Source organism: Corynebacterium sp. H113 (assembly GCF_037572315.1).
Taxonomy (GTDB): Bacteria; Actinomycetota; Actinomycetes; order Mycobacteriales; family Mycobacteriaceae; genus Corynebacterium.
The window spans coordinates 1-26,623 of record NZ_JBBHKZ010000002.1 but is presented as its reverse complement, the minus strand read 5'-3'; the positions used below and the strand labels follow the sequence as shown (position 1 = coordinate 26,623).

The 26,623-nt window shown below is 58.0% G+C and carries 26 protein-coding genes; 8 read left to right on the top strand and 18 right to left on the bottom strand.

Annotated features, from left to right (window positions below; all coding sequences use genetic code 11):
• Position 1 precedes the first annotated feature (1 nt).
• A complete protein-coding gene (locus WG938_RS01360; RefSeq protein ID WP_339976803.1) occupies positions 2–1,219 on the bottom strand; it encodes a DNA polymerase III subunit delta' in 1,218 nt (405 codons plus the stop codon).
• A gap of 131 nt (positions 1,220–1,350) precedes the next feature.
• On the opposite strand from WG938_RS01360, the gene WG938_RS01355 reads away from it, so the two are divergent.
• Positions 1,351–2,877: an adenylate/guanylate cyclase domain-containing protein gene (locus WG938_RS01355; RefSeq protein WP_339976801.1), complete on the top strand. Its 1,527-nt coding sequence runs from the start codon at positions 1,351–1,353 to the stop codon at positions 2,875–2,877.
• Between the two features lie 17 nt (positions 2,878–2,894).
• Here the strand turns inward: WG938_RS01355 and WG938_RS01350 are convergent, their stop codons facing one another.
• From WG938_RS01350 to WG938_RS01335, 4 genes are all read right to left on the bottom strand, one after another.
• Positions 2,895–3,137: a helix-turn-helix domain-containing protein gene (locus WG938_RS01350; RefSeq protein ID WP_339976799.1), complete on the bottom strand. Its 243-nt coding sequence runs from the start codon at positions 3,135–3,137 to the stop codon at positions 2,895–2,897.
• Positions 3,137–3,760, bottom strand: coding sequence for a hypothetical protein (locus tag WG938_RS01345; RefSeq protein WP_339976797.1), 624 nt, complete (start codon positions 3,758–3,760; stop codon positions 3,137–3,139). The genes WG938_RS01350 and WG938_RS01345 overlap by 1 nt, the downstream gene beginning before the upstream one ends.
• A gap of 320 nt (positions 3,761–4,080) precedes the next feature.
• Positions 4,081–7,065 carry a type I DNA topoisomerase gene (gene topA / locus WG938_RS01340; protein WP_339976795.1) on the bottom strand — a complete coding sequence of 995 codons (2,985 nt, stop codon included), beginning with the start codon at positions 7,063–7,065 and terminating at the stop codon, positions 4,081–4,083.
• A gap of 378 nt (positions 7,066–7,443) precedes the next feature.
• Positions 7,444–7,647 (bottom strand): cold-shock protein, encoded by a 204-nt coding sequence (locus WG938_RS01335; RefSeq protein WP_339976793.1) that lies wholly within the window; start codon positions 7,645–7,647, stop codon positions 7,444–7,446.
• Positions 7,648–7,940: 293 nt separating this feature from the next.
• On the opposite strand from WG938_RS01335, the gene WG938_RS01330 reads away from it, so the two are divergent.
• Positions 7,941–10,340 (top strand): DEAD/DEAH box helicase, encoded by a 2,400-nt coding sequence (locus WG938_RS01330; protein WP_339976791.1) that lies wholly within the window; start codon positions 7,941–7,943, stop codon positions 10,338–10,340.
• Between the two features lie 119 nt (positions 10,341–10,459).
• Complete coding sequence (locus tag WG938_RS01325; RefSeq protein ID WP_339976789.1) at positions 10,460–11,329, top strand: CoA transferase; 870 nt, start codon at positions 10,460–10,462, stop codon at positions 11,327–11,329.
• On the opposite strand, the gene WG938_RS01320 is transcribed toward WG938_RS01325, so the two are convergent.
• From WG938_RS01320 to ssd, 7 genes are all read right to left on the bottom strand, one after another.
• On the bottom strand, positions 11,307–11,675 hold the full coding sequence (locus tag WG938_RS01320) for an Rv3654c family TadE-like protein (RefSeq protein WP_339976787.1): 369 nt from the start codon (positions 11,673–11,675) through the stop codon (positions 11,307–11,309). The two genes, WG938_RS01325 and WG938_RS01320, sit on opposite strands and share 23 nt — an antisense overlap.
• Positions 11,675–12,007, bottom strand: coding sequence for a TadE family type IV pilus minor pilin (locus WG938_RS01315; RefSeq protein ID WP_339976785.1), 333 nt, complete (start codon positions 12,005–12,007; stop codon positions 11,675–11,677). The genes WG938_RS01320 and WG938_RS01315 overlap by 1 nt, the downstream gene beginning before the upstream one ends.
• A 58-nt stretch (positions 12,008–12,065) precedes the next feature.
• Entirely contained in the window at positions 12,066–12,257 is a 192-nt protein-coding gene (locus WG938_RS01310; RefSeq protein ID WP_339978702.1) for a DUF4244 domain-containing protein, read from the bottom strand.
• A 224-nt stretch (positions 12,258–12,481) separates the two neighbouring features.
• On the bottom strand, positions 12,482–13,168 hold the full coding sequence (locus WG938_RS01305) for a type II secretion system F family protein (protein ID WP_339976783.1): 687 nt from the start codon (positions 13,166–13,168) through the stop codon (positions 12,482–12,484).
• Entirely contained in the window at positions 13,165–13,923 is a 759-nt protein-coding gene (locus WG938_RS01300) for a type II secretion system F family protein (RefSeq protein ID WP_339976781.1), read from the bottom strand. Before WG938_RS01300 ends, WG938_RS01305 begins: the two co-directional genes overlap by 4 nt.
• 3 nt (positions 13,924–13,926) lie before the next feature.
• Complete coding sequence (locus WG938_RS01295; RefSeq protein WP_339976779.1) at positions 13,927–15,132, bottom strand: TadA family conjugal transfer-associated ATPase; 1,206 nt, start codon at positions 15,130–15,132, stop codon at positions 13,927–13,929.
• Positions 15,129–16,262, bottom strand: a complete 1,134-nt coding sequence (gene ssd / locus WG938_RS01290) for a septum site-determining protein Ssd (protein WP_339976777.1) — start codon at positions 16,260–16,262, stop codon at positions 15,129–15,131. The genes WG938_RS01295 and ssd overlap by 4 nt, the downstream gene beginning before the upstream one ends.
• Before the next feature lie 297 nt (positions 16,263–16,559).
• Here ssd and WG938_RS01285 point away from each other — a divergent pair, with 297 nt between their 5' ends.
• Entirely contained in the window at positions 16,560–17,414 is an 855-nt protein-coding gene (locus tag WG938_RS01285; protein WP_339976776.1) for an HAD family hydrolase, read from the top strand.
• 30 nt (positions 17,415–17,444) lie between these two features.
• On the opposite strand, the gene WG938_RS01280 is transcribed toward WG938_RS01285, so the two are convergent.
• On the bottom strand, positions 17,445–18,359 hold the full coding sequence (locus WG938_RS01280) for a hypothetical protein (RefSeq protein ID WP_445292871.1): 915 nt from the start codon (positions 18,357–18,359) through the stop codon (positions 17,445–17,447).
• Between the two features lie 143 nt (positions 18,360–18,502).
• Between WG938_RS01280 and WG938_RS01275 the strand changes: the two genes are divergently transcribed.
• Both WG938_RS01275 and WG938_RS01270 read left to right on the top strand, forming a co-directional pair.
• A complete protein-coding gene (locus WG938_RS01275; RefSeq protein ID WP_339976774.1) occupies positions 18,503–19,018 on the top strand; it encodes a phage holin family protein in 516 nt (171 codons plus the stop codon).
• A gap of 37 nt (positions 19,019–19,055) precedes the next feature.
• Positions 19,056–20,069, top strand: coding sequence for an alpha/beta fold hydrolase (locus WG938_RS01270; protein WP_339976772.1), 1,014 nt, complete (start codon positions 19,056–19,058; stop codon positions 20,067–20,069).
• A 21-nt stretch (positions 20,070–20,090) separates the two neighbouring features.
• Here the strand turns inward: WG938_RS01270 and WG938_RS01265 are convergent, their stop codons facing one another.
• The 4 genes from WG938_RS01265 to nth form a co-directional block, all read right to left on the bottom strand.
• On the bottom strand, positions 20,091–21,302 hold the full coding sequence (locus WG938_RS01265; RefSeq protein ID WP_339976770.1) for a MarP family serine protease: 1,212 nt from the start codon (positions 21,300–21,302) through the stop codon (positions 20,091–20,093).
• A gap of 5 nt (positions 21,303–21,307) precedes the next feature.
• Positions 21,308–22,081: an NUDIX hydrolase gene (locus tag WG938_RS01260; protein ID WP_339976768.1), complete on the bottom strand. Its 774-nt coding sequence runs from the start codon at positions 22,079–22,081 to the stop codon at positions 21,308–21,310.
• 14 nt (positions 22,082–22,095) lie between these two features.
• The gene (locus tag WG938_RS01255; RefSeq protein WP_339976766.1) at positions 22,096–22,791 is read right to left on the bottom strand and encodes a TlpA family protein disulfide reductase; all 696 of its coding nucleotides are present in this window, start codon (positions 22,789–22,791) and stop codon (positions 22,096–22,098) included.
• Between the two features lie 111 nt (positions 22,792–22,902).
• Entirely contained in the window at positions 22,903–23,727 is an 825-nt protein-coding gene (gene nth / locus WG938_RS01250) for an endonuclease III (protein WP_339976764.1), read from the bottom strand.
• 265 nt (positions 23,728–23,992) lie between these two features.
• On the opposite strand from nth, the gene glxR reads away from it, so the two are divergent.
• Together glxR and WG938_RS01240 are read left to right on the top strand one after the other, a co-directional pair.
• Positions 23,993–24,676 (top strand): CRP-like cAMP-activated global transcriptional regulator GlxR, encoded by a 684-nt coding sequence (glxR, locus tag WG938_RS01245; protein ID WP_339976762.1) that lies wholly within the window; start codon positions 23,993–23,995, stop codon positions 24,674–24,676.
• 127 nt (positions 24,677–24,803) lie between these two features.
• On the top strand, positions 24,804–25,589 hold the full coding sequence (locus WG938_RS01240; protein ID WP_339976760.1) for a formate/nitrite transporter family protein: 786 nt from the start codon (positions 24,804–24,806) through the stop codon (positions 25,587–25,589).
• Between the two features lie 120 nt (positions 25,590–25,709).
• Here WG938_RS01240 and WG938_RS01235 read toward each other — a convergent pair whose 3' ends face one another.
• Positions 25,710–26,528 (bottom strand): MBL fold metallo-hydrolase, encoded by an 819-nt coding sequence (locus WG938_RS01235; protein WP_339976758.1) that lies wholly within the window; start codon positions 26,526–26,528, stop codon positions 25,710–25,712.
• Positions 26,529–26,623: the final 95 nt, after the last annotated feature.

The window sequence follows — 26,623 nt, the reverse complement described above, 5'->3', positions numbered from 1 at the left end:
CTCAGCGAACACCAACGCGACAGGACAACTGGAGTTGGCCCATGAGGCCGTCGAGAAGTACCCGAGATGTCACCGCCGTACCGAGCTGATTCCGAGTGTCGGTGACCGCATCGAGGCATTCGAGAATGCCCTCTTGCGGAACACGGCGAGCGATTTCCGCCGCAGTCTGGCCACGATCGATGTGGATGAGTGGAGTCGCACCACTGGCAGCGCCCACCGACACGACCATTGCATCGCGGAACAGCCCCATCACGTCGACGAGAGCGAGGTCAATCAAATCGCGTTCGGTGCGCTGGCGACGGCGTTTCTGATCTTCTTCGAGGCGTTTGATATCGCCCTTCGTCCCCCTCAATGCAGTTTGCGCACCCTTTCCGCGAGCGCCAATGCCGAGCGCCTCTTCGAGTTTGGACAGTTCCTCTTCTTCGCGAGACTGCAGACGGCGTTCAGCCTCCGCCTTCGCCGAAGCTGCGATCTCGAATGTCCGCAAATATGACACTGCAGGATTAAAGACCGCTTCGACCATGTCAAGGGCCTTTTTCCGCCACTCCCGCGTACCAGGATCCGTTGCCAGTCCACGTGCACGGCCAATGTGCCCGTTTGAAACTGTGGCAGCCCACTGCGCCTGTTCATCGGCAAGTTCAGGAAATTGTGCCCGCAGCACCTCGGATACGTCCTCGGGTGTAGGAGTCGGCACATATACATGCCGCGATCGAGAACGAAGTGTCACCGAAAAGTCTGCTGGATTTGTCGTAGGAGCGCACATGAGAAATGCAGTGCGTTCCGGTGGTTCTTCGACTGCCTTGAGAAGTGCGTTCGCCGATTGATCGTTCAAACGATCCGCATCCTCGATAATCACTACACGCCACGCAGCCGTCGACGGCTTGCGGTACGCCCACGGAATGACACGAAAACGAACCGACTTCACCTGAATAATTGTGCCTTCGGTGCGCACCGTGAACAGATCACTATGAGTACCCGCCAGGGCAGTCTGACACCCATGGCACATCCCGCAACCAGGCTGCTCTGAATTCTCGCACAACAGTGCCGCAGCGAAAGCCTCCGCTGCCACCGAGCGACCAGATCCTGGCGGGCCGGTAAACAGCCACGCATGCGTCATGCCGCTATCACCGTGACCGTGCGCTGCACGAGCCGCGACCATCAGGCGTTCGCGCACTCCCCCTGCAGCCGGCACACGATCGAAGACACCGTAGCTTTCCATGGGTTTAAGGGTAGCTGGTGGAACGGATTGCGTTATCTGGGTGATCGTCGAAAAGTAGGCCTGAATCATGATTAACTAGCAGTCTTCCCGTTCGTGGCAAGGAATCCGCGCGGGGGATTAAGGTAGACAGCATGCAACGGTTGTGGAGGAATCTCCAGTGGCTCAAAGGCACGCCATGGCCCGCTTATGCGGCCAGCGTGTTCCTCTGCAACCTCATTGGCGCGTCCGCAGTTGGATTGTTTCTGGGCGTGCTGTTGCCAATTCAAGAGTTGGTAAGTTTCCGGGAATTTCCCCTGACCGCTGGTATCGGCCTTGCTGCGTACTTCGTCGTCGCTATAGTCACCGGCATTGCCACCACATGGATGCTGTTCAAACCAATTCTGAGGTGGCAGCGGGCGCCCGAGAAGCATGATCCAGCGAAAGTTCGCTACTTGGTCATGCGTATCCCGGTTTATCAAGCCATTCTCGGTGGCGCGATTTGGGGCATCGGTGTCGTAGTTTTTGGCATCATCTCGCTTCTAGTGGCACCCCGTTTTGGCATTGTTGTGGTGATCTCGTCTCTATTCGGCGGCATCATGGTCGCGCTGATGACGTACCTTTTCGCCGAGCGTCTCGTGCGTCCCGTCGCCGCGGAAGCGTTGAAGCGACGCGCACCAGATTCCTCTCTCGAACCGCCAATTGGGCATCGACTTCGGCAGACATGGGTACTCACCACGGGCATCCCAATCGTCGGCATTTTGTTGACTATCTGGGGCCAGAAAATGGGCTACTTCACCAACAATGTTGCAGACCTCATCCCCGCACTCACTGCGCTAGCATTTCTTGCACTCATTACCGGTTACATCGGCACAATTCTCGCGACCATGAGCATCGTGGACCCTATTCGCGATCTCACTGGTGCTATTAACCAGGTTCGTCGCGGCGACACTGACACGAGAGTCCCTATTTACGACGGCTCCGAGATGGGTGTCCTCCAAGCCGGCTTCAATGAAATGATGCGTGGCTTGCAAGAGCGCCAGCGCGTACGTGACTTGTTTGGTCGTTATGTCGGTTCCGAGGTTGCCCGCAAGGCCCTTGAAGAAAAGCCGGAACTCGGTGGCGAAGACCGCCTCGTCGCTGTTCTGTTCGTTGACGTTATTGGTTCGACAACTTTTGCAGTGGAGAATCCTCCAGAGGTCGTTGTCCGTGAACTCAACGAGTTTTTCGAGCGCGTGGTTGATTGCGTCCACAAGAACAAGGGCATCATCAACAAGTTCCAAGGTGACGCTGCGCTCGCGGTGTTCGGCGCTCCGCTGCCTCTCGACGACACCGCTGGCCACGCTCTCGCCGCCGCCCGCGAGCTTCGTCAGGAGCTCCGCGATCTCACGCTTGATGCCGGCATCGGAGTGTCCGCTGGCCGAGTCGTTGCTGGCCACATCGGCGCCCACGACCGCTTTGAATACACCGTTATTGGCGATGCCGTAAACCAGGCTGCTCGCCTCACCGATCTGGCGAAGGACACTCCAGGCCAAGTCTTGGCGACGGCAGCGACTGTCCGACTCGCCAATGAAGAGGAACAAGCCCGTTGGACTTCCTTGAAGTCCGTCGAATTGCGCGGCCGTACCCACATGACCCAGCTGGCGCGACCAATCCGCCCGACACTCGCGGACAGGGCGTAATCGCCCTGTACAAGCAGCTACTCCACGCTAAACAAGTCTCCGGGTTGGCATTGCAGCGCATCACAGAGGGCAACGAGCGTCGTAAAGCGGACGGCTTTTGCACGATTATTTTTGAGCACCGATAGGTTTACGGGCGTGACCCCGACTTGCTCAGCGAGAGCCACGAGAGTGAGGTTGCGGCTCTCCAGGAGCTCATCGAGGTGACAGACGACGCTACGGTCAACGTGAAACGCGTCGGCATTTTTGGGGTCGGAGCCCACTAGATCAACCCCTCCTGATCTTCCTGCATGCGAGCCGCTCGGTGAACCATAACGGACATCATGCTCAGAATAATCAACAGCAAGTACCAGACGCCGAAACTAAGGTCCGTCGTGGTGCTGATATCGAACCAACGGTCGATACCGAGGTCACTGGCAAGCATATTTGCGGCCATATGCTCGATGAATGGGCCCAGGAAATATGCCAACGAAACCCAGGACATGATGCCCACCAGAGTGGCGCTGCGCTTTGTGAAGAAGTCTCCGCGCGCATAAATTCGCACCACCTGAATGAGCAGGAGTGCGAGAGCAACGATCACGATGGCTTCGATGGCAAGACCGATAATGAACATCGTGAGTACTGGTGTCGACATGATGTCGAACGGGATCGTTCCGTCTGGTGCCTTATCCCCGAGCATCAGCGCTAGGGGGTGCTTCACACTTTGGTCGAACAGTGGGACCTGCACATACAGAAAGACGATGATGATAGCGAAGACGCCACCAAAGATGCCGGACAGGATATCGCGGTGTTCCTTCTTCTCATCAATGTAGAGCGGCTCTTGTGAGGTGCTCGCACCTACGTTTCGATGTTCGTCACTACTGCGACGCTTGTATCCGTTCTTCATGACTACTCCCCTCCTAGATCATATCGAATGTCGATGTATCGTTAATCGATATTTTATATCGTTTTTCGATATGCCACAAGGGGTGCGGGAGCGGGTGTAGTGCGGCCGGAGTGTGGCGGGGCAGGAGACAGTCGCAAGTGCGCTCGCCTGCCTTAAACGACTCCCGCCTTAAAAACGACTTATGACCGAGTAGGCATCATTCTGGGCCGAAAAACAGCCGGAATTGTTGCCTACTCGGTCATAAGTGGTGTCGTGTGGAAATACTCAGTGCCGTGCGGTGACACATGGTGCCATCGTCAAAACAGGTGCTGGTGGCTGCGCTACGTAGCCTTCTTCGTAGTCTTCTTCGTAGTCTTCTTCGTCGTACGCTTGGTTGCCTTCTTGGCTGTCTTCTTCGTCGTCGACTTCTTAGTCGTCCGCTTCCGCGTAGTCTTCTTCGTGCCTCCACCGGCAGCTTCCTTGGCACGACGCTCGGACAACAGTTCGCACGCACGCGCGTCCGTGATCGTCTCTGGCGTATCGCCCTTGCGAAGCGAAGCGTTCGTCTGACCATCGGTCACGTACGGACCAAAACGACCATCCTTGACCGACATTGGACGGCCCGAAACGTCGTTGTCGCCAAGCTGCTTCAGCGGTGGCTTTGCCGCAGCACGACCACGACGCTTTGGCTCCGCGTAAATCCGGCGAGCTTCGTCCAAGGTGACGGTGAAGATTTGGGATTCGTCGGCAAGCGAACGCGAATCTGACCCCTTCTTCAGGTACGGGCCATAGCGACCGTTTTGTGCCGTAATAAGCTCTCCATCAGCGGGGTCGACACCAACTTCGCGAGGCAGCGACATCAGCTTCAGCGCATCCTCCAACGTGACCGTGGACGGCTCCATCGACGAGAACAACGACGCCGTCTTTGGCTTCAGCGTTTCCTCGACGATCTCCGCGATGCGCTTTTCCTTCTGCTTCGCAGCAGTCTTGGTCTCCCAATTCTTCTTGCGCATGCCGTCAGCCGCGCGCTGAGCATCTTCCTCCGCGCGCTCCTTGGCGACGATCTCCTCAGCCTTCGCCTCTATCCCGGACTTTTCTTCGTCGGTGACCAGTTCGGTGACGTACGGGCCATAACGACCATCCTTGGCGACGATCATGCGCCCATTAGCTGGGTTCACGCCAAGCTCGCGACCGCCCTGTGGCATTGCCAGGAGCTTCTCTGCGGTTTCCAGGTCGAGGCCGTCTGGTGTCAGCCCCTCCGGGATGTTTGCACGCTGGATTTCGTCAGCACCGTTCTCGCCAGCTCCGCGACGAACACGCTCCAGGTATGGGCCATAGCGACCAACGCGAACGACAATGGGATTGCCTTCTGCGTCGTCAAACACGTGCAGCGAGTTGACCTTGCGCGCATCGATAGCTTCAAGGTTGACGTCGATAATGTTCTTCAGGCCACCGTGGGTAGCGATTGCGTCGGCACCCTTGTGCCTGTGCTTGACATCGTCACCAAAGTAGAAGCCCGTCAACCACGTTGTGCGGTCCTTGTTGCCTGCTGCGATTTCGTCGAGTTCGTCTTCCAACTCGGACGTGAAATCGTAGTTGACCAGGTCAGAGAAGGACTCTTCCATCAGACCAACAACTGCGAATGCAACCCAGCTTGGCACCAATGCGTTACCTCGTGGGTACACGTAGCCACGATCCTGGATGGTCTTAATGATCGACGCGTACGTCGATGGTCGACCAATGCCCAATTCTTCCATGCGCTTAACCAGGGATGCTTCCGTGTAGCGCGCTGGTGGGTTCGTAGAGTGACCTTCAGCCTCGAAGTTCTTCGCCTCGACCTGCTGGTTTTCCTGCAGTCGTGGCAGGCGTCGTTCAGCGTTATCGGCGACGTTGCGGCCGTCATTAAGCTGGGAAACTTCGACGTATGCCTTCAGGAAGCCGGGGAACGTAATCGTGCGACCAGTCGACGCAAACTCAACATCACGAGCAGTGGCAGCAGCGCCAGCTCCGGTCGCTTCGGAGCGACCAGCAATGGTGACCTTCATGGACGTACCGCGCGCATCCGCCATCTGGGATGCGACGGTGCGCTGCCAAATCAGCTCGTAGAGTTTGAACTCTTCGGCATCGAGGGAGCTGGCCAGCTGGCCGGGCGTCGCAAAGCGTTCACCAGCAGGACGAATAGCTTCGTGAGCTTCCTGCGAATTCTTGACCTTGCGGGAATACTGGCGAGGGCCGTCAGCGACATACTGCTGGCCGTACAGCTCCAGAGCCTGCTTGCGGGCAGCCTGAATGCCAGACTGAGACAGCGTGGTTGAGTCTGTACGCATGTACGTGATGTGACCGTTTTCGTACAGTCGCTGCGCAACTCGCATGGTGCGCTCCGACGTGAAGTGCAGCTTGCGACCAGCTTCCTGCTGCAACGTCGAAGTCATGAAAGGTGGGTACGGGCGACGCGTGTACGGCTTCTCCTCCACCGACGTCACCGTCAAAGCGGCCTGGGCCAGCCCCTCAGCGATTGCCTTAGCAATAGGCTCGTCGACAACGGTGATGCCCTCTGGCTTCTTCAGCTGACCACGGTCATCGAAGTCACGGCCGGTAGCGACACGAGAGCCATCGACACCAGTCAGGCGCGCAGTGAACTCACGAACCTCCGTGTGATCTGAGGAATCAATTCCAGTATCGAGAGTTGCTTCGACATCCCAGTACTCAGCGGAACGGAACGCCATGCGCTCGCGCTCGCGCTCGACAATCACGCGGGTTGCCACGGACTGCACACGCCCAGCCGATAGTCGTGGCATAACCTTCTTCCACAGCACCGGTGACACTTCGTAGCCATATAGGCGGTCGAGGATACGACGACCTTCCTGTGCATCCACCAAGTTCTGATCCAGCTCACGCGTATTCGCGGCTGCTTCCAAAATCGCTGGCTTCGTGATCTCGTGGAAAACCATTCGGCGCACGGGCACCTTAGGCTTCAGCACCTCAAGCAGGTGCCAAGCAATGGCTTCACCCTCGCGGTCAGGGTCTGTTGCGAGATATAGCTCGTCGACAAGCTTGAGCTTGGCTTTGAGGTCAGCGACCTTCTTCTTCTTGTCTTGGCTAACCATGTAGAGAGGTTCGAAGCCCTTGTCTACATTCACACCAAGACGAGCCCACGGTTCTTTTTTGTACTTCGCGGGGATATCCGTTGCACTGCGTGGGAGGTCACGAATGTGGCCGACGGATGCCTCGACGATGTAGTCATCACCAAGATAAGGCTGAATCTTGCGTGCCTTAGTTTGTGACTCAACAATCACGAGACGCTTAATGCCGTTGTTCTCTGCCACCTGGTAACTACCCTGCAACTTTCGCGGACTGGAAGGATTACGCCGGCTCCGTCCACCTGTTGCCATTACCTTGTGTGAATGGCGTCAGCGCAGGTGCGGCACCGACCATTGCGTTTATTGCGAAACACTCGCCCAAGTTTTCCTCGAATATGCGAACTGTTTCGGCAATCTAAAGGAATACCGTACACACAACTCGTACAGACAATGCACGTTAGGGGGAGAATGTGCGTTTTCGGTTATTCCTCTATTACTTAGCTTTACGACGAATCGTGACCCAATATTCTCCCACACTCGGGCGCAAAAAACCCGCCCTTGGATCTTTGCAATTAAGCGAGATCTAGGTGCGGGTGGTTTGTCTTTGAAGTACGTTGCCTGTGTTTACAGTGGCGTAACGTTCAGAGCCTGTGGGCCCTTCTGGCCTTCGCCAACCTCGAACTCAACTGGCTGGTTCTCTTCAAGAGTCTTGAAACCATTGCCCTGAATTTCAGAGTAGTGAACGAAGACATCGTTGCCTCCGTCAGCTGGGGCGATGAACCCGAAGCCCTTCTCCGAGTTGAACCACTTAACGGTGCCCTGTGCCATAAAAAATACCTCTTTAAAATTGCTGTAAATCACGCTGCCTGGCTCGACAACGTCACGAGATGTAGTCTGCCACCTGTCGAGCGTTTTCTCAGTATGAGCAGTGCTACTATTTTCAGGCTTCACCCCCGGAGCGGGCGACAAATCTGTCTACTGTAATTTACTTCGGCAAGGCGCTGGCCTGGAACATCAGTCCGTGAGCGTGGTTTTTCAGGTCACTTTGTTCATCGAAAACTTTTTTCACTTAACACGAACTTTCCACCCCCAAGCCGCCCGCACAGCGCCCCGTGCAAGGCATGCGAGAAGTACGAAAGGAGCATTCGGTGTCGTTTGGTCGCGAACTGCTGACTCCGATCATTTCGTCGCATCCCCGGTCAACGGTGACCCATATTGCGGATCTTCCTGGTCGCGAAGGCACCACGGCTCCGTGGCCTGAGTGGGTGTTGCCCCAGCTGGTTCATGTTCTCAACGGGCGAGGAATTGCGAAACCCTGGACTCACCAGGCGGAGACTGCGGAACTGGCTCACTCAGGTACGCATTGTGTTGTTGCCACGGGCACTGCGTCGGGCAAGTCTCTGGGATATCTCTTGCCAGTCTTGACTGACTTGGCACTCAACTCCACTGCAACTGCGCTGTATTTGTCGCCGACGAAGGCACTTGGTGCTGACCAGCTCGCGAATGCCCGCGAGCTAACAACGGAACTTCTCGACGCTCCTCGCCCCAGCATCTCTGATTCCGTTGCTCCTATTGCTGTGGCCAGCTACGACGGGGACACTGCTCAGGATATTCGTCGCGCGGTACGTGAAGATGCCCGCTGGGTCTTCACCAATCCCGATATGTTGCATATTGGCATCTTGGGAAGGCACCAGTATTGGGCACGCCTGCTAAGGAATCTGAAATACGTGGTCATCGACGAGTGTCACGCTTACCGAGGCGTCTTTGGAGCAAACGTTGCCCAAATCCTCCGGCGCTTGCTGCGCCTTGCTGCTCACTATGGCGCTGCCCCTACCGTCGTTTTCGCATCTGCAACCACTGCCGATCCCGCAGATCAAGCAACTCGACTCATCGGACACCCAGTGCAAGCTGTCACCGAGGATGGCGCTGAGATCGGTGCCCGCACCATTGCCTTGTGGGAGCCAGGGCTATTACCTGACTTGGAGGGTGAAAATGGGGCACCGGTTCGTCGACCAGCACCGGTGGAAGCTGCAGACATCATGGCCGATTTACTTGTTGACGGTGCCCGCACGCTCACCTTCACTCGATCGAGGCGCAGTGCTGAAACCATTGCACTTGGAGTCCGGGAACGCCTAGAACGCACAGGCAAGGCATCGATCGCACAGCGTGTGGAGTCGTATCGCGCGGGTTATCTCGCAGAAGATCGGCGCGAAATTGAACAGCGCTTGGACGATGGCGACTTGCTCGGAGTTGCCACGACCAATGCGCTGGAGTTGGGTATCGACATTGGTGGGCTGGATGCCGTGGTTCAGGCAGGGTTCCCCGGCACGGTTGCCTCATTTTGGCAGCAAGCTGGACGGGCTGGCCGACGAGGTCAAGGCGCTCTGGTCATCATGGTTGCCCGTGACGATCCGATGGATACGTACCTTGCTCATCATCCATCGGCGCTGTTGGGGCGACCTGTCGAGAAGACTGTGTTCGACCCACTCAATCCCCATGTGGTGTGGGGTCACCTGTACTGTGCGGCCGTCGAAAAGCCGCTTGGCGAGCGCGAACTGCTGCAGTGGGGTGCGCTGGATATTGCGGATGACATGGTGGCGAAGGGTTGGCTGCGGTGTCGCCGGGCGGGCCTTCGTGAGGAGTCGGAGATGACGTATTTCCCGACCGATCGTGACGAGGGGCCACGTATTGCCAGTGCTCACGGAGCGGTGAACGTGCGCGGTGGTGACGGCCCGGAGATCGCCATAGTGGACGGCACGGATGGGCGACTGCTGGGCACGATTGATATGTCGAAGGCGATGCAGCAGGTTCACGACGGTGCTGTGTATCTGCATCGTGGCGAGTCTTTCGTGGTCGATGAGCTGAACCTCGACGAGCGCATTGCTGTCATTCATCCCGAGGTTCCCGAGTGGTCCACGCATTCGCGCATGGACACTGACATTCGTATTCTTGACGTCGACGCGATGAAGGAGATCGCACCTGGCATTCAGGTTGCGTCGACGCAGGTAGAGGTGTTCAACCGGGTGACTTCCTACTTACGACGACTCCCGAACGGCACCGTCCTCGATTCTGTCGAACTGGATTATCCGGCTCAACGCCTGGAAACTCGTGCGGTGGCGTACACGTTGACCGAGACGGTGCTGCGTCGCTGGGGGGTATCGGCTGCAGATGCGCCCGGCGCGCTCCACGCTGCTGAGCATGCGGCGATCGGTATGTTGCCGCTCATCGCGACGTGTGATCGCTGGGACATCGGTGGCGTATCGACGGCCCTGCACGTCGACACTGCTCAACCCACAGTTTTTGTGTATGACGGCTACCCGGGCGGTGCGGGCTTCGCTGATCGAGGCTACGAGGCATTCACTGAGTGGATACGTGCGACCCGTGATGCGGTGAAGTCCTGTGAATGCGATGCGGGATGTCCGTCATGCATTCAGTCGCCGAAATGCGGAAATGGCAATGAGCCGCTGGATAAGGCTGGAGCTATTAAGGTGCTGTCTGGCTTGGTGGAGGCCCTGGCGTAGGACAGGCGTAGCTCTGGGGCCGCGCCTTATCGTTCGCGCCAGGCAATTCGCCCCTAAACCAGGCAATTCGCTTCCGAATCCCCACACCTCGACACTGTGATGCGGGTTACACTACTGCCATGACCAACACCAGTGATTCTGCACGCCCACATGTCTCGGCCGACAAGATTCCAACCGATGCGCTCAAAGGCATCCATGTCGTGAATATGGCGGCAAACGTGCCTGGCCCATGGGCCGCTGCGCGAATGCGGGACATGGGCGCCAAGGTCACTCGAGTTTTAGCCCCCACCCCGGACATTGTGCAGGTAGCAAGTCCGGCGTGGTACGACGAGTTCAACGATGGCTGTGAGCTGATCACCATCGATGCGAAGTCCGCCGAGGGGCGCGCTCAGCTAGATGAGCTTCTGCACAACGCAGATGTGCTGATCACGTCGGTTCGCCCGAAGGCATTGGCGCGAATGGGCGTTGCCGATGCAGCCGACCGCATGCCACACCTGTGTCATGTCGAGATCGTTGGTGACTCTGCAGATCCCGAGCAGCCTGGCCACGACCTCACCTATCAGGCCGAATCAGGTCTGCTCAGCCCGACAGCCATGCCAGCTGTCCTCTTGGCGGACACGATGGGCGGCGAGAACGCCGTAACTGCAGCTCTTGGCCTGCTTTTCCGCCGCTCACGCACCGGTTCTGGTGGTCGCGCTCGAATCGGTTTGAAGCAAGGTGCCCAGGATGCCGCTGCAGCTCACCGCCACGGACTGACCGCGCCGGGTGGCCCGCTGTGTGACACAACTGACTTTTACGGCATCTACGAAGTAGCCGACGGCCACGTCGCAGTTGCTGCGCTAGAGCCTCATTTCGCGCAGCGCCTCACCGATTCGTCCGGTGCCCACGACCGCGAAACCCTCGCCGCCTTCCTGCGAACTCGCAAGCTGAAGTCGGTCATTAGTTGGGCACACGATCACGACCTACCTATCTCTGCTCTGGAGCAGTAGCCGCTGGCCCTGCTCGGGCTCGCGCCTTAGCAATGCGAACCTGTACGTCTACCCCATCGACATCACATTCGTCGAGGCTCGCGCCATTCCTTTTAGCGATCTCCTCTCCCACCCCGCACGCGTCGCGCCCAGCCATCAACGCAGTTGCCGCAGCTACCGCGCTCAGGTCCGCGGCAACTAAGTCTCGTCGATGCTCCACCAGGCCAATTCCAGCGTGAACGCACACCAGTACGAGCACCAGTAAACCTGAGATAAAGAACGCCCCAGTCACCGTCGTTGAGCCAGCATCATTGCCGACCGAATGTCTTAACGCACGAACTACGTGACGACGACTGTCCCCCACCATCACTCCTCACCTGCCGTCGATGACTCAGTGAGCGCTGTTGCGGTGGCGGTGACGTCGAAAAGCTGAAGTGGGACGGAAATGGTGACGGTGACAGTATCCGCATCCTGTTCGACATCGACGGTCGCGTTGAAGTTCAGTGTGCCGGTCATGGCCTCGACTGCATGGGAATCCTGGCGGGCATGGGCGCGAGCAAGGTGGCCTGCGATGTCGGTGACAGAGAGGTACGTCGCGATGCCTGCGATGGCAGCCAATGCAATCATCAGGACTGACACAAGCGCTGTAATGGCGAACGCGGTCTCCACGGTTGATTGCCCGGAGTCATTCGCGAGCACACGACGTACTTTTCTCATCTGCCTGCCCTTTCTTGCTCTTGTCCTTTCCGGTGTTTGGCTATACGTCCGTGTTCAGGGCACGTTCGATGATGCCCGTCAGCGCATCGGTGATATCACCGCCCGTGACGACGGTGTACAGCAACGCACCGAATGCGGCGGCTGCAATTGTTCCTAATGCGTACTCCACCGTGGACATCCCGTCATCATTCATGACCGCAGCTTGCAGACGAGTGCGAATGCGATCACGCAAACCTACTGGTGGGCATTCGGGTGCAGTGGCAGTCGACTCCGCGCAGCTGGGCTCGGTGCGGATTGGTTCGGTGTTCAGTGGTTGGATCGTAGACATGGAAATCTCCCCCTCGAGATTGTGAATATGGTGTTTTTCGTTTCTCAGCGTCGACTTTGCTCAGCATCGACGCCGGCATATTGACTCCCCTCACGTGCTGTGGTGGAGCCCGCTGTCGCTGTGCCACGTCACCCACCACCTGGGACGATGTCGCTGAACATGGTTTCGGCAAGCCCAGCGATGGTGGGCACGAGCCCGATCGCCACGAACGCGGGGAGGAAACATAAGGCCAACGGTCCCGCGATCAGCACTCCTGCACGCTCTGCCATAGCTTCGGCCGCGTCGCCCGCCACTCGCCTATGCGACGCTGCCAATTGCTCGATCCCCTCCGACAAAGCGGTGCCCGAATCTATCGACCTCTTCGCAATCACGGCGACCTCCGCGAACTCCGCTACTCCGATCAGTGGCTCCCAGACCCCCGGCGCACCAAGCGCCAGTCGCCCTGCCACAGCCCGCAGTGGCTCTCCCAATCGCGGTGATGCATGGAGTGAAACTGCATGGATAGCGGCGGACGTCGTCATGCCTGCTTTTACACACGCCGCCACCAGATCAAGGATTGTCGCTGCTTCAAGCAAGGCAGCGGGGTTTGCGTGACGACGAGCTCTGTCTGCACGCTTCACCGTAATCCAACCGTCCAGCCGGGCAGGGAGCGCCCGTCGAATGGTCTGCAGGAGCACGATGTGAATGCGGAGCGCCGTGGCTGCATCCGTATCGGCAGTGGCAGAACCAGATACAAGTTCGGGGCAACGGGTACTGAAATCGCGGGCAGGCAGCACCACAACGGCAACAGCGGCGACGAGAAGTGCAGTGATCATGGTGTCCCCTCCGCTGTCGAAAGAATTCGATGACTCCACAACAGACCCGCACAGGTGAGGAAGACACCCGTGACCAGGACGATGTTTCCCATCCCAGCGAGCCCACTACTGCCCGCGTTGCCCAGCAGGAAGCGCAGTGGCTCGGCACCGAATGCTTGCCCAAGGATGAGTCCGAAGACTGGCAATGCAGCGAGAATGAGCATCGTCATGCGAGGCCCAGCAAGCGCTGCCGATGTGCGAGCGAAATGTGCGCGCCGGGCAGCGACATCGTCCTTCGCACGGTCGAGGATGTCGGCGAGCGGAAGCCCATGGTGTTGAGCCAATCTCCATGCCGCGCTGGCAGCCAACTCGTGGCTCATTGCCCCGGATTCACGAAGTGCTGACTGCACTCTGGCTCCGGCCCGCAACTCCGCGACAACCCCATCCAGAGCACGTTCCAACGCAGCATCGTGTTCCGCTTTTCGACGAATTTCCCCCTGCTCTCGATACAACGTCAACGCTGTCCAGCCCACCAGCACAGCAGCGGTAGAAACCGCGACACCTGCCCAAATGACGCACAGCACCGCGGGGATCGCCAGCCACTTCGCGACTGCCACCAATGCACTCGCTCCCGAGGTTTCTCGAGTAAGGTGCCACAACTCTGGTAGCCGTACTCGCGGAGACCGCTCCGGCCACGCAACGACAGCTCCTGCCCCCAGTACCAGGCAGCTTGTGACGGTCGCAGAATCTACGCCAGACACCCCGAAAATAGACACCCGTCACCTCACTACCTGCAACGTTGGCCCGGTGACATCGCCCAGTAGCGACCGCAGCACGCCCATCGCCTCGCCATCCCCGTCCATGAAATTCCACGCAGTCCGTACCCGGATCGGGTTTCCATCGAGTACTCCGATATGGGCCAACCGCCTCGTCGTCACGCCCGAGCCTGCACTAACGCGCTCAACGCTGAGTACCACGCGCAATGCAGGTCGAAGCTGCGCGTGCAAAGCATCGCGGGATAGTCCGCCGAGCGCTCCCAGTGCTTCGAAGCGAGCAGGAATATCGACAGCTCGATTGGCATGCACGGTGCCAGCGCCACCATCGTGGCCAGTATTGAGTGCTGCCAGCAGATCCACGACCTCTGCTCCCCGAATTTCACCAACAATGACCCGATCAGGGCGCATTCGCAGTGCCTGCCGCAACAGATCTCGCTGGGTAATCTCACCAGCACCTTCCACATTGGGTGGCTTCGCGACCAGCTTCACCACATGCGGATGCGCCGGCAGCAACTCCGGGGTGTCCTCAACGATGACAATTCGCTCATGATGCCCAGCCTCTGCAAGCAAGCTTGATAACAGCGTCGTCTTACCGGAACCTGTGCCACCAGCAACGACGAACGACACTCGCTTCTCGACGATCCCCCGCAACACCTCACCGACTCGCTCGGGCACTGTTCCTCGCTCGACGAGATCTGCCAATCCACGATTCGCCGAGTGCAAAATACGCAGACTAATCAGAGTGTTCGTGGCTGCAGGTGGAGACAGCATCGCATGAACGCGCACGCCAACGGCACCGCCGGTGTGGCCTCGCCTGGCGGGCATGTGCCCGTCAACGAAAGGCTGCGCATCATCCAGGCGCCGTCCACATGCACTGGCAAGACGGACCGCGAGTTTGCGAACCGCCGTGTCATCCGGAAATTTCACGTCGGTGAGTTCCAGGCCGTTTCCGCGATCAATCCATACGTTGTCGGGTGCAGTAACCAGGACATCCGTCACACCGGGCAAACGCAGCAGTGGATCCAAAATTCCTGCTCCGGATAGTTCGTCGCGCATTGTTCGAAGGATGCCTAGTAACTGCGCATCAGCAATTACTCCACCCGCTTCTTCACGTACCGCACGCGCAATAGCTGCAGTATCAAGGCCGACGGGCAGATCAGCTAAGCGTCCTCGGACTCGGTCCAGAAGGTCATCTTTCAGATCCGTCATTGCTTCCCCATCCGCTCCGCCACAGGCTCTAACTCTCGGATTAGCCGTCCCGCACTCCGCCCCAACCCATCGTTCTCAATCTCCCGAGCCAGCCTCTTCAGATACGGCAGCTCCGCTATGACTTCCAGCCCCGTCGCATACTCCACATCAGCTGCAGTTACCCCACCCCACGATGGTCCTCGCGTCACCGCCACCACCTCCGTACCCATCGACTGCAACAGCGTCGTACAACGACTGGCCGCTGCCACAGCTCGAACAGTCAACGGCACGACAAGCACAACCAAGTCGACTTGCTTCACGACGTCCTCATCCAGCCACTCCGCCCCCGGCACATCGACCACTGCCGTCCCGCCTGTGCTCACCACAGAATCCACGACTGATGCGACTGCGGTTTCAGTGATGGTCCAGCCGTCGTCGTCACGCGATCGGCTGCCTGTAAGCACCGCAGGTCCAGCAGGGATCTGTGGGAGTGCTGCCATGAGCGCCGTGAAATCGAGCCGACCCGATTCAGCTCGCACGTCAGGCCAGCGAATACCGGGGACGTGCTCGATACCTACAAGTAGGTCAGCGCCACCCGAGTACGGATCCGCATCGACGAGAATCGCCGGGCCTTCTTTCGACGCTCCCATTGCCATGGCCGCCGCGACGACCGATGCGCCAGCGCCGCCAACAGCCGGAACGATGGCGAGGGCGCGTCCCCGGCGTGACGTCGCGCGCAAGGCCGGACGCGGAGATCTGCCAATCTTCGAGGACGTGGGCCGGCTTTTCGGAGCTGCCACAGGCACATCACACCTACCCAGCTCTTCCACCAAATCCACACCACACGATGGCAGTGCCATCACCGCCGAGGCTCCTACATCCGCTGCCAGATCCCAATCCGGTTCCTCCCCATCGAGATGCACCACGAACAACGAATCCCCCAGCTCCGATTCGCACTCCGTCAATTGCTCCGCAGCCTCGATGTCCACAATGACCGCTGGAGCTCGCCTCCATGCAGCATCGGTTGGATTCACCCTGGTCACTGTCACCATGGTTCGGCCTGTTGCAGCGATAACTGTCGCTACTTCCTCGGCCAACGCTGAGTCTGCGGCTGCCACCACGATTGGATGTGCATTCGTGTCGTTGTGCATGGCTCACACTGTGCTGGGTTTGGGTAAGCCGTGCTCCGCGAAAGCTTCACGACGACCGTCATCTGTGCACAACCATCCAACTGTGGATAACGCCAGCCCCCTAGCCAAAAGCATAAAAAGACGCCTCGCGCCTGGGGGGGGGATTGGCGCGAGGCATCAACCCAGCATCGGGGGGCGAGCTGGGGGCGGCCACACAGTATATCGGGGCCAACCAGGGTCAGTATGACATAAACCTCACTGTCTGCCAACAGCTATTTGCGTGGTTTGTCATCCGTCTTTGTCGCTATGCTCGGGGGCGTGAGCTATCAGAACGAATCAGGTCAGTCGGCGCGACGGAAGCAGTCTGCTGTTCCGGCTCCAGCGCGTCGTCGTGTCGCTGCGTTCTTTGATTTGGACAAGACGATTATTGCGAAGAGTTCGGCCTACGCGTTCAACAAAAAATTCCATGAATCTGGGCTGCTCAGTACCTCGGGCGTAGTGCAAATGGCGCTGAGCCAGGCGCTGTATATTTCCCAGGGCCACGATCACGATCAGATGGAAGCTGCTCGCGATCAGCTGTCGGCAATGGTTACTGGTTGGAAGGCCGAGACTGTTCGCAAGATTGCGGAAGAGTCACTTCACCAGGTGATTTCGCCGTATGTGTATGCGGAGGCTCGCGAGCTCATTCAGCATCATCAGCGTCTTGGCCACGATGTGTACGTCGTTTCCGCATCTGCGGAGGAACTCGTGGAGCCTATCGCTGCTGCAATCGGTGTTCCGCGTACGGTTGCCACCCGGCTTGAGGTCAAAGATGGCATCTATACCGGGGTTGTCCCTTTCTTCTGCCGTGGTGGCAATAAGTCTGCGGAGCTGCAGCGTCTGGCCAAGCTTCACGGCTATGACCTGAACTATTGCTATGCCTACTCTGATTCGATCACAGACGAACCGATGCTGAGTACCGTCGGTTATCCCATGGCGACGAATCCAGACAAGGCGCTGCGCAAGCTCGCTGCGGAACGCAACTGGCCGATCCGCGACTTCCACAATCCGGAACCGCTGTTTAAGACCTCATCGCAACGCGTCACTGCTGTTTCGGTAGTAACTGCGCTTGTTACGGCAATCGTTGTCGGATTTGCTTTGCGACGTTCCCGTCCAAGCAACACCGACTCTTAGTCTCTGCTCTGCCCTAGGAGCAGCTACTTCCTAGACAGCTTCGGCAATTCCGCGTGCTTCCACGGCGCCTGCTTCCAGCCCTGCGATGTGCAGAAGGATCCATTCGCGCACACCGTCTGGCTCTCCAGACGCAAAGGCTTCGGCCGCAGCTTCGTACTTGTCGCGGTGGCGTGTCCAATAGACCTCGGGAACTGCGAGTCCTCGTGGGTCAAGGCCAGTGGCGATCGTCGTCAAGCGAGATGCAGCACGTGCGATGATGCCGTTGTTTTGGGCGAACGGGCGCATCGAGAGCAACTCTCCGTGCACGATCGCGGAGAGCACCGCGCCGTGAATAGAGCTACCTCCGGTGATGAAATCGCCGAGAATGTGCAGGCGCTGTTCTTTCATCGCGGCAGAAAGGCGATCATCCCCCACTGGGCGACCCAGCGGTGAACGAGTGGCGGAGTCGTAATCGCTGGCGACGTTGGCGTTGGATGTCACCAGAGCAAGTCGTGCCAAAACTTGCATTGGAGCGCGCTGCCAGACGCGAATGGTTTCGTTGATGGCCTCTGGAGCAATGGAATCCGCAGCGCGCAGAGCGGCAGAGAGAACTGGGTCAGTGACGGTGCCGTCATCAGGCAAAGTGCGGTCGCCACCATCAAGCCATGCCGAGGCACGGGCACCGCGCAATACAGATTCAGAGCCGGTGACATTGTGTTTACGCAGATTCGCCTTGTGGCGGTGCACTGCAGAAATCGCTGCTGCCGCGGATTCTGCGGCTTCGGCTACTCCGTCGAGTGCCATGAGCGGTGCAAGCGGATCGTTCGTAGCACCCGGCTCCGACTTCTGCTCGGCTTGGCCGTGCTGCTTGATGGTGCCTTCGGCACCACCAGACAGGTGACGCACGCTGGTGATCGATAGTTCTCGCGGACCCGAACCTGTGCCGCCTGGAGTACCCAAATTCATGTATTCAACGATAAAGGTTAACGGTGCTTGCAGAGGCAGATTCATATCAAAATCATTAAGATGCACATCCTGAACGCGCCAGACGCGCAATGATAGGTAGTATTACGCACAGAGTTACGAACAAAATTCGCAGGAGGACGCACGTGACTAGCGACAAGAACAATGGTCTATTCACTAACGGAGGCCCGACCGATGCACCACGCGTTAACTCCATCCCATTGAGCGATGTTGATGTTCACGCAAAGGGCGAAGCTAGCATTGGCCAGCTAGTTCAGTCTGCTTCCGAGCAGGTTTCTTCCCTGGTTCGTTCAGAGATCGAGCTAGCTAAGGCCGAACTCGCTGGAGAGGCTAAGAAGGGTGGCATCGGTGGCGCACTGTTCGCGGTAGCGGGCGTTGTTGCACTGTACTCGTCGTTCTTCTTTTTCTTCTTCCTTGCCGAGCTAATCTCTGAGTGGCTGCCACGTTGGGCTGCTTTCCTCATCGTCTTCGTCATCATGCTGGTCATCGCTGGTGTCTGTGCGCTCATTGGTTTGAAGAAGGTCAAGTCGGTCAAGAAGCCGCAGAAGACCATCGACTCTGTCCAGGATTTGAAGACGGTTATTCCGAACTCCAAGTCCGCTGACGCAGTCGCAGTAAACAAGAACGGAATGTACACCTAAGCCTCACTTGTAGGTTCTTCCGTTAAGCTTTTTCTCCATGGCCTCGTTTTCAGACGATCTTTTGCTCCCCGGCCCCTGGTCGCACCGCATGGTGCATGTCCGGGGCCAAAGGCTTCACGTCGCTGAATGCGGGGCCATGTCTGATCCCATGGTGCTTTTCCTCCACGGATCTACTGGTGGCTGGTTCGAGTGGCGTCGTGTGCTTGCTTTGCTTGCCGACGATCCCTTTCACGCCGTCGCCCCCTCCATGCGCGGTTACGCACCGTCGGACCGCACCCCGAATGGGTACAGCCCTGTTATCGCTGCTGAAGATGCGGCTGGCCTTATTCGAGCGATGGGCCACACGAAGGCGATCGTCGTCGGGCATGGTTTGGGTTCGTGGATTGCCTGGACTCTGGCTGCTCGGCATCCGCAGCTCATTGATTCGTTGATTCTCAGCGGTGCGGTGCATCCGCGCGCGTGGGTTGCCGAAATGAAGAGCAAGCCGTGGTCGCGCGAGTCGCGGACGATTGTGGGCTCTACTTTGCGACGGACAGGTCGCCAAAGCTTCCCTAGTCGGATTGGCCGTCGCTTGTTGGGCCCCTCGACGTCGAACGAGCAACGTATTGAAGACATGGTTACTCATTCCATGGCTCGGACCGGAATCACCCCAGAAGGTGCGAATTTCGCTGATACGGAGCTAGGCGCCGAGACTGCTGACCTGATGCGACTGTCTCTGGCTTCTGGTGCATTGTCCACCGCATTGCAGCACGCTGATTGGTGGACAAAGCCATGGCCACCTCGATTGGTGCGGTGGTTGGCGGAGCTAAACCAAGCTGGATTGCCTGAGGCCCAATTGATCGCTGGCGAGCTAGACCAATCGACGCCGAAAAGGCTCCTAGAAGCGTCCTTGTCGCCTGAAACGCTGCAGCGCGCCCAATTGATCGCGGGCGGTGGCCAAGACGTGGCTAATCCGCTGCTGTTGCCTAATATCGGCCATTTCCCTCCGGTGGAAGCCCCGGAGGTTATTGCCGAAGCAATCGGTACGGCAATGGAAACGTTCGAGCACTAGCGCCAGCACCCACGCCGAGCGCTACTGCTCCACGCACTCTTCCGTATCCACTGGTGTGGTCAGGTCCTTCGCCTGCTCAATGTGTTCCCGTGTTTCTACAGCAGTCAGCGCGTAACCAGTCTCCTCGGAGTTCAGTCCCGCACCGAAAATAAGGCCGAAAACCTTTCCTTCCGGCGTCATGAGTGGGCCCCCAGAGTTGCCGTGCCGAACGTCGGCACGCAGCACATACGACTGACGGTCGTGCCGTCCCTGTGAGTAGATGTCGGAGCCACGGATAGTTAGTGTTGTCTCAACGCGAGCAGGGATAGCCTTGAACGGCCCAGACTCTGGGAAGCCGAGGACCACAGCCCCATCGCCATCCGATGCGGGCGCGTCTGCCCATTCGACCGCTGGCAAACCTAGTTGGTAGCTGTGGAGAATCGCGACGTCGTCGACAGGATCGAAGTGAACGACATCGGCATCGACGACACCCATGACCGTCTCTAGGCGAATAGTTTCTGCACCTGCGACAACGTGAGCGTTGGTGACGATAGTGTCCTCATCCACCACAAAGCCAGTTCCTTGGAACAGGCGCTGGCACTGTGGCGCCTCGCCCATGATGCGAACGATGGACGGACGAACCGCGTCGACGACATCCTGCGAGACGACGCTTGGGTCAGCAGGCACATCTTCCATCTGAGGTTGATCGCCGAAACTTGGTGAAATGACGGGCATGCCGTTCTGATTCAGGCTGCGCAGAATGTCAGACACCAGCCCATTCATGGAGTCCGGGGCAAGCGCATCCACAATGTTGAGACCCCGAGATTCGCGAATCTGCTCACCAACAAACCCCGGCACCACAGTTGCCATGGGAACAGCAACGAGCCAGGTCACGAGCAACGCTGCGATAGTTTGTACGACAGCTCCGAAACCAGAGTCGACACCACGAGCCGTCGGAGAACGCAAGTTATTGCGAATCGATTGGCCAGCAACGGATCCCACAGAATGGCCGATGACCACGAGAATCAGCACCAACGCCAGCCCAGCCATGAGCTTCGGCAGCGAGCCTGCAACAGATTTCATTGCATGCGGGGCAAGTTCCAACCCGAGCACGCCACCAGCGATGACACCGAGGATAGCCAGTGACGCTGCCACTGCGCCCTGCTTCCAGCCGATCCACATGGCAAGAACTACGACACCAATGAGAAGTACATCAACAAACGATCCTGTTGATGTTGCGGCGACCGTCGCCATTAGTGTCATCGAAGTTGTCCTCCCAGGCCAAAGGCCTCACCATTTGCGGAAGCTTCCAGTGTCTCCCGCAAATTATGTACTTCTGAGTCATTCCACGGTACCGCCCAACCAGCGATATTGAGAAGATGACTCAGCACTCCGCCAGTGAATCCCCACACAATGAAGTCAGCAACGCGGAATGCAGGCCCGGACCAATTCCCGTACCCAACCTGTAAACGGTTAGCCGGGTCAATTAGTTCTCGAATTGGCACATTCAGTACTTCATCCGTCTCAGCGGGGTCAACCGCTGTGAGCGGATGTGGCGCGTGCCAGTACGCCAGCACTGGATGCACGGCGAAACCGGTACGCGAAATGTCAATTGCATCGAGCACCCGCAGTGGCGTGACAGTTCGCGCATCAAGCCCGGTTTCCTCTTCGGCTTCGCGCAGCGCTGTGTGCACCGGGTCCCGGTCCGTCGGATCCATCCGCCCACCCGGAAACGACATTTGCCCAGCATGCTTGCGCAGCGTGGTCGCGCGGTGCATGAGAACTATCGAGGCGTCAGCCGGCAACGAATGCCCATCAAACCACCCGCTCAGCAACACCAGTACAGCTGACATATTGGGCCGCTCCAGAGGAGTATCCAGCGTCGACGATGCTCTGCGCAGCGATTCCAATTGGTCCTCGGAGCTCGTCGGCACGCGATGACTGTCATCGACAATCGGCAGCATCCACTTGGGTACACGTAACCCCGCCGGTGTCGTGCCGGTAGGTTCGTCGCGGTAGAAATGTGCCTCCATGTCCATAACTGCTATTAAGCATCACCAAGCGCGCCGCGTACAGCCGAATCGAATTCTTCGACTGTTGTAAACGCCTGCGGGAAAACCTTTGCGACGGTGCCATCCGGTCGCACAACCACCGTCACCGGCACCACTCGTGGCAACTCAAGAGCTGGTCCAACTGTGTCCAGGCTGTCCTGGTAGGAAACAAAGTCAGTGTCGATTTCTTGCAGGAACGCAGCACCACGACCCTCGCTGGTCGCTGCTTGAACACCCACGACGTGCACATCCGGGTTGTCCTTTGCCCACTGCTGCAAGAACGGGATCTCTTCACGGCATGGCGCACAATTCCATGACCACACATTGATCACGGCGGGCTTGCCAGCCAGCGCCTCACCCAGGTTGATTTCACCTTGCTCTGGTGCACCCAGGCACGGCAGCGAGACCTTCGCCAGTGGGCTCTCCGGGTTCAGCTCAGCCTTCGCGGCAAGTGCTTCTGGGTCATCTCCAGCTGGACATTCAGGACGCTTTGCGACGTTCTCAACAGGCAAATTCGGCTCCATGCCCAGTCCCTCGCTGGAAGCGGGCTGAGAATCGTTGCCACCCGTCGTGAAGTAGATGGCTGCGCCGATGATCGCAATCGTGCCGAGCACAACAACAATGAGCGCGATGAGAGACGACTTGCTGCCGGAAACTCGGGGAACGCTAGTTGGGAGTGGATCGGTTGACATGGTGCATCTATTCCAGTTCAGGGGGTCTTCGAAGGGTTGGCGGATTTTGACGGAGAAGGTCGAGCGAGGGGCTCGGAAGCCTAGGATCTAACTATTCACATTATGGATTGGTTACTCAACATGTGGTGGCTGGGTCAACCCTGCTAGTTCGAGTAGCCATTCCCGGTCGCCGGATTTGATCAACTTTTCGGCCACATCAGGCTCAGTCGGACCGGCGATCCCGTAGGCGGGGCATTCGAAGGCGAGGAAGCAGGCTCCGCACGCAGCTTTTCGGGAGTGACAGACGCGCCGACCATGAAAGATCACACGATGGCTGAACATCGTCCATTCTTTGCGGTCGATGATGTCACCGATCTCGCGCTCGACTCGCACCGGATCCTCTTCTTCGGTGAGCTTCCATCGCCGAACAATACGACCAAAATGCGTATCAACTGTCAGCCCCGGCACATCAAACGCATTCCCCAACACCACGTTGGCGGTTTTTCGACCGACACCCGGCAGCGCAACAAGATCCTCCAGCCGCCCCGGAACCTCCCCAGCGAAGCGTGCCGTGACACCTTCCGCGAAACCGATAATGTTGCCCGCCTTCGCCCGATAGAAACCCGTCGGCCGGATGATTTCCTCAACGTCACGGACGTCTGCGGCAGCCAGCGCTTCTGGGGTTGGATACTTTGCAAACAACACCGGAGTCACCTGATTCACCCGCACGTCTGTACACTGCGCCGACAGGATCGTGGCCACTGCCAACTCGTACGGGTTGCGAAAGTCCAGTTCACAATGCGCATCGGGATACGCCACTGCCAACGCACGGTTAATACGACGGGCGCGTCGCACCATGCCTAAGCGCGTCTCTTTTCCCTTCGCTGCTGGATGTGCGCCCACTTTACGACGACGCCCACCATTCACCACCGCACTATGTGCTGCCCCGCTAGCCATGTCCTGATCCTATCGAGTGGGCTTCCGACGGGATCGTCCGGAGCTGTTCACTGTCGTTTACCAGGTCATGCGGGTGGACTGTGGAGGGACACAAAAACCATCTAAATACACATGGTTTCGGGATTTCCTCTAGAGTGGGGTTCGTCACAGATTTAATGTGGGTTGTCGTAAATGCGGATTGCTGCAGATTCCGGGTGTGTATTTGCTGTGCGCAATTCGCGGTGCACGCAGACTACGCATGCCTAAAGAAAAGGAGAAAACAGCAGTGGACGATGTGAAGGAGATTCTCTCCCGCGCCGGTGTCTTCCAGGGAGTCGACCCGGATGCCGTTCAGGCTCTTCTCGATGATTTGGAGACTGTTCGCTTTCCTCGTGGCACCACGATCTTCAACGAAGGTGAACCAGGCGATCGCCTGTACATCATCATCGAGGGCAAGGTGAAACTTGCCCGCCACTCCGCTGACGGTCGCGAGAACCTGCTGACCATCATGGGTCCATCCGATATGTTCGGCGAGCTATCCATCTTCGATCCAGGCCCACGTACGTCGTCGGCAGTGTGTGTCACTGAGGTCACCGCAGCCGTGATGAATAACGACCAGCTGCACACCTGGGTTGGAGCTCACCCAGATATTTCTGCACAGCTGCTGCGTATGCTCGCTCGTCGTCTGCGTCGCACCAACAACTCGCTGGCAGACATGATCTTTACTGATGTTCCGGGTCGCGTCGCAAAGGCTCTGCTTCAGCTGGCTAACCGCTTCGGTATCCAGGAGGGCACGAACCTCCGCGTGAACCACGATTTGACGCAGGAAGAGATCGCTCAGCTGGTCGGTGCTTCCCGCGAGACTGTGAACAAGGCACTTGCCGAGTTCGCTCATCGTGGTTGGATTCGCATTGAGGGCAAGTCTGTTCTGATTTGCGACACCGAGCGTTTGGCTCGTCGCGCACGCTAATCGGCAACGCCACAGTAACCGTCGCATTCCCCCTGCGGAATGTCGGCGGTTATATTTTTGCGGTTTTCCCTTACTAGTCTAGAAATCGCTAGACAACCGATTCGCCGACGCATGAAACGCGAGCACCATGAGCCTCAACCAGTCCATTGAAGCTGCCGTAGTTAAGAAGACCGCACTGCTTGATCAGGATTTTCCACGATTTGCAGTGCGATCGATCCTGGCTGGCGCGTACTTGACGTTGGGCACAGCATTCGCGGGGATCGTCGGCAATGCTGTTGAATCCTTGGCGCCTGGCCTCGGCGCGATTACTTTCGCCATGCTCTTTGGCCTCGGCCTCTACTCCATCATCATTCTGGGTGCGGAGTTGGCGACCGGACTCATGATGTTCATGACCTACGGTGCCTCCAACAAGTACGTCTCGTGGGGCACTGCTTTCCGCAGCATCGTCATCTGCACCTTGTTTAATCTGGTTGGCGCTGCCCTGATTGGTTTCATGTTGTCGTTCTCGGCGAGGTTCGCTGGGCTCGACGCAGCAAATCTCTTTACGACGCTGACCTCAGTGAAACTCAACAAAAATGTCCTTCAACTCCTTGTCGAGTCGGTTCTGGCCAACTTCGTCGTGAACATGGGTGTGGTCGGCGCGATGTTTGCGAAGGATTTCGCAGGTAAGTTCCTGACTATCTTGTCGATGATCGCGATCTTCGTAGGCCTCGGTTTGGAGCACGTGATTGCGAACTTCTCACTGTTTTCCATCACCGCGTTCTCGGTAGATCCCCTACCTGCGAATATGACTGTTGCTGCCGTGTCCATCAACTGGGTATTCGTCTGGGTCGGCAACATCATCGGCGGTGGCTTCCTCATCGGTGGTGTCTACGCGTGGCTGAACCGAGGCACTGAGGCCTACCGGGACTAGGCTGCGAAACACTGGCACCCTTTAATACGACCCATTGAATACGAAAAGACCTCCCGAAGGAGGTCTTTTTTACGTGATCAGCGGGCTATCCAGCCCACAGACGGGGCCACTACCCAAAAACTACTGCGCGTTCTGCTTCTGCAAGTAGCGCAAGGTAACACGCGTGGACTGCTCTGCAGCGTGGCGCAGTACTGGGTCAACATCGGTGTAGATTTCGTCAACGATCTCGTTGATCGTTGCATCTTCACCCAGCTTGTCCAGCACTTCCTGAACCTGGTCGAGGCGCTGCTGACGACGCTCGATGTACTTCTGAGTCATTACCGTGATGTCCGGCAACTCGGCACCGTGGCCTGGGAGTAGGCGGATGCCCTTTCCGCGCTCGTCGAGAAGCTTGAGCGTTTCCATGTACTGACCAAGATCGCCATCGGTCTCGGAGATCATGGTGGTGTGGCGACCAGCGATGGTATCGCCCGTCATGATGCCTTCGACATCATCTTCGCCAGCGCCCGTATGAATGAAGAAGCAAGCCGAATCTGCGGTGTGACCTGGGGTGAGCACAACCTCAACCTGAGGGGTGATGCCATCGATAACGATGCGCTCGCCATCTTGCAGTACTTCCTGCCCAGTTGAGCAGTAGCGCGAGTCGACCGCGCGAATTGGTGCACCGGTGAGCTGGCGGAAACGATCTGCGCCATCGGCGTGGTCGCCGTGACGGTGCGTGAGCAGAATCAACGCAACGTCGCCAGCGTAACGATGCAAAACATTCAAGTGGCCCTCGTCTTCCGGACCTGGATCAACGACAATGCAACGACTATCCCCCTCCGCCTTGATTACGTATGCGTTCGTGCCTTCGAGCGATGAGTAGCTCGGGTTCGGGCACAGTACAACGCCTACAGAATCGGTGATGGGACGCAGTTGGCTATACGCAGGATGCTCCATGACCCCCATCTTACGTGCTTGTTTACAGTTGTGGGGGGGGGGGAGGGGGGGGGGGGGGGGGGAGAAAGAAAAGGAAACACCCAAGCGCCACCTTC

Excerpts from the sequence above, each read along its gene's own strand:
- WG938_RS01305 (WP_339976783.1), bottom strand. The coding sequence starts at position 13,168 with ATGATCACTGCACTTCTCGTCGCCGCTGTTGCCGTTGTGGTGCTGCCT.
- WG938_RS01270 (WP_339976772.1), top strand. The coding sequence starts at position 19,056 with ATGGCCTCGTTTTCAGACGATCTTTTGCTCCCCGGCCCCTGGTCGCAC.
- WG938_RS01295 (WP_339976779.1), bottom strand. The coding sequence starts at position 15,132 with ATGACGGATCTGAAAGATGACCTTCTGGACCGAGTCCGAGGACGCTTA.
- WG938_RS01355 (WP_339976801.1), top strand. The coding sequence starts at position 1,351 with ATGCAACGGTTGTGGAGGAATCTCCAGTGGCTCAAAGGCACGCCATGG.
- WG938_RS01345 (WP_339976797.1), bottom strand. The coding sequence starts at position 3,760 with ATGAAGAACGGATACAAGCGTCGCAGTAGTGACGAACATCGAAACGTA.
- WG938_RS01255 (WP_339976766.1), bottom strand. The coding sequence starts at position 22,791 with ATGTCAACCGATCCACTCCCAACTAGCGTTCCCCGAGTTTCCGGCAGC.
- nth (WP_339976764.1), bottom strand. The coding sequence starts at position 23,727 with ATGGCTAGCGGGGCAGCACATAGTGCGGTGGTGAATGGTGGGCGTCGT.
- WG938_RS01320 (WP_339976787.1), bottom strand. The coding sequence starts at position 11,675 with ATGGTGGGGGACAGTCGTCGTCACGTAGTTCGTGCGTTAAGACATTCG.
- WG938_RS01280 (WP_445292871.1), bottom strand. The coding sequence starts at position 18,359 with ATGAATTTGGGTACTCCAGGCGGCACAGGTTCGGGTCCGCGAGAACTA.
- WG938_RS01235 (WP_339976758.1), bottom strand. The coding sequence starts at position 26,528 with ATGGAGCATCCTGCGTATAGCCAACTGCGTCCCATCACCGATTCTGTA.
- WG938_RS01325 (WP_339976789.1), top strand. The coding sequence starts at position 10,460 with ATGACCAACACCAGTGATTCTGCACGCCCACATGTCTCGGCCGACAAG.
- WG938_RS01260 (WP_339976768.1), bottom strand. The coding sequence starts at position 22,081 with ATGGAGGCACATTTCTACCGCGACGAACCTACCGGCACGACACCGGCG.
- ssd (WP_339976777.1), bottom strand. The coding sequence starts at position 16,262 with ATGCACAACGACACGAATGCACATCCAATCGTGGTGGCAGCCGCAGAC.
- WG938_RS01360 (WP_339976803.1), bottom strand. The coding sequence starts at position 1,219 with ATGGAAAGCTACGGTGTCTTCGATCGTGTGCCGGCTGCAGGGGGAGTG.
- WG938_RS01240 (WP_339976760.1), top strand. The coding sequence starts at position 24,804 with ATGAGCCTCAACCAGTCCATTGAAGCTGCCGTAGTTAAGAAGACCGCA.
- WG938_RS01330 (WP_339976791.1), top strand. The coding sequence starts at position 7,941 with ATGCGAGAAGTACGAAAGGAGCATTCGGTGTCGTTTGGTCGCGAACTG.
- WG938_RS01335 (WP_339976793.1), bottom strand. The coding sequence starts at position 7,647 with ATGGCACAGGGCACCGTTAAGTGGTTCAACTCGGAGAAGGGCTTCGGG.
- WG938_RS01265 (WP_339976770.1), bottom strand. The coding sequence starts at position 21,302 with ATGGCGACGGTCGCCGCAACATCAACAGGATCGTTTGTTGATGTACTT.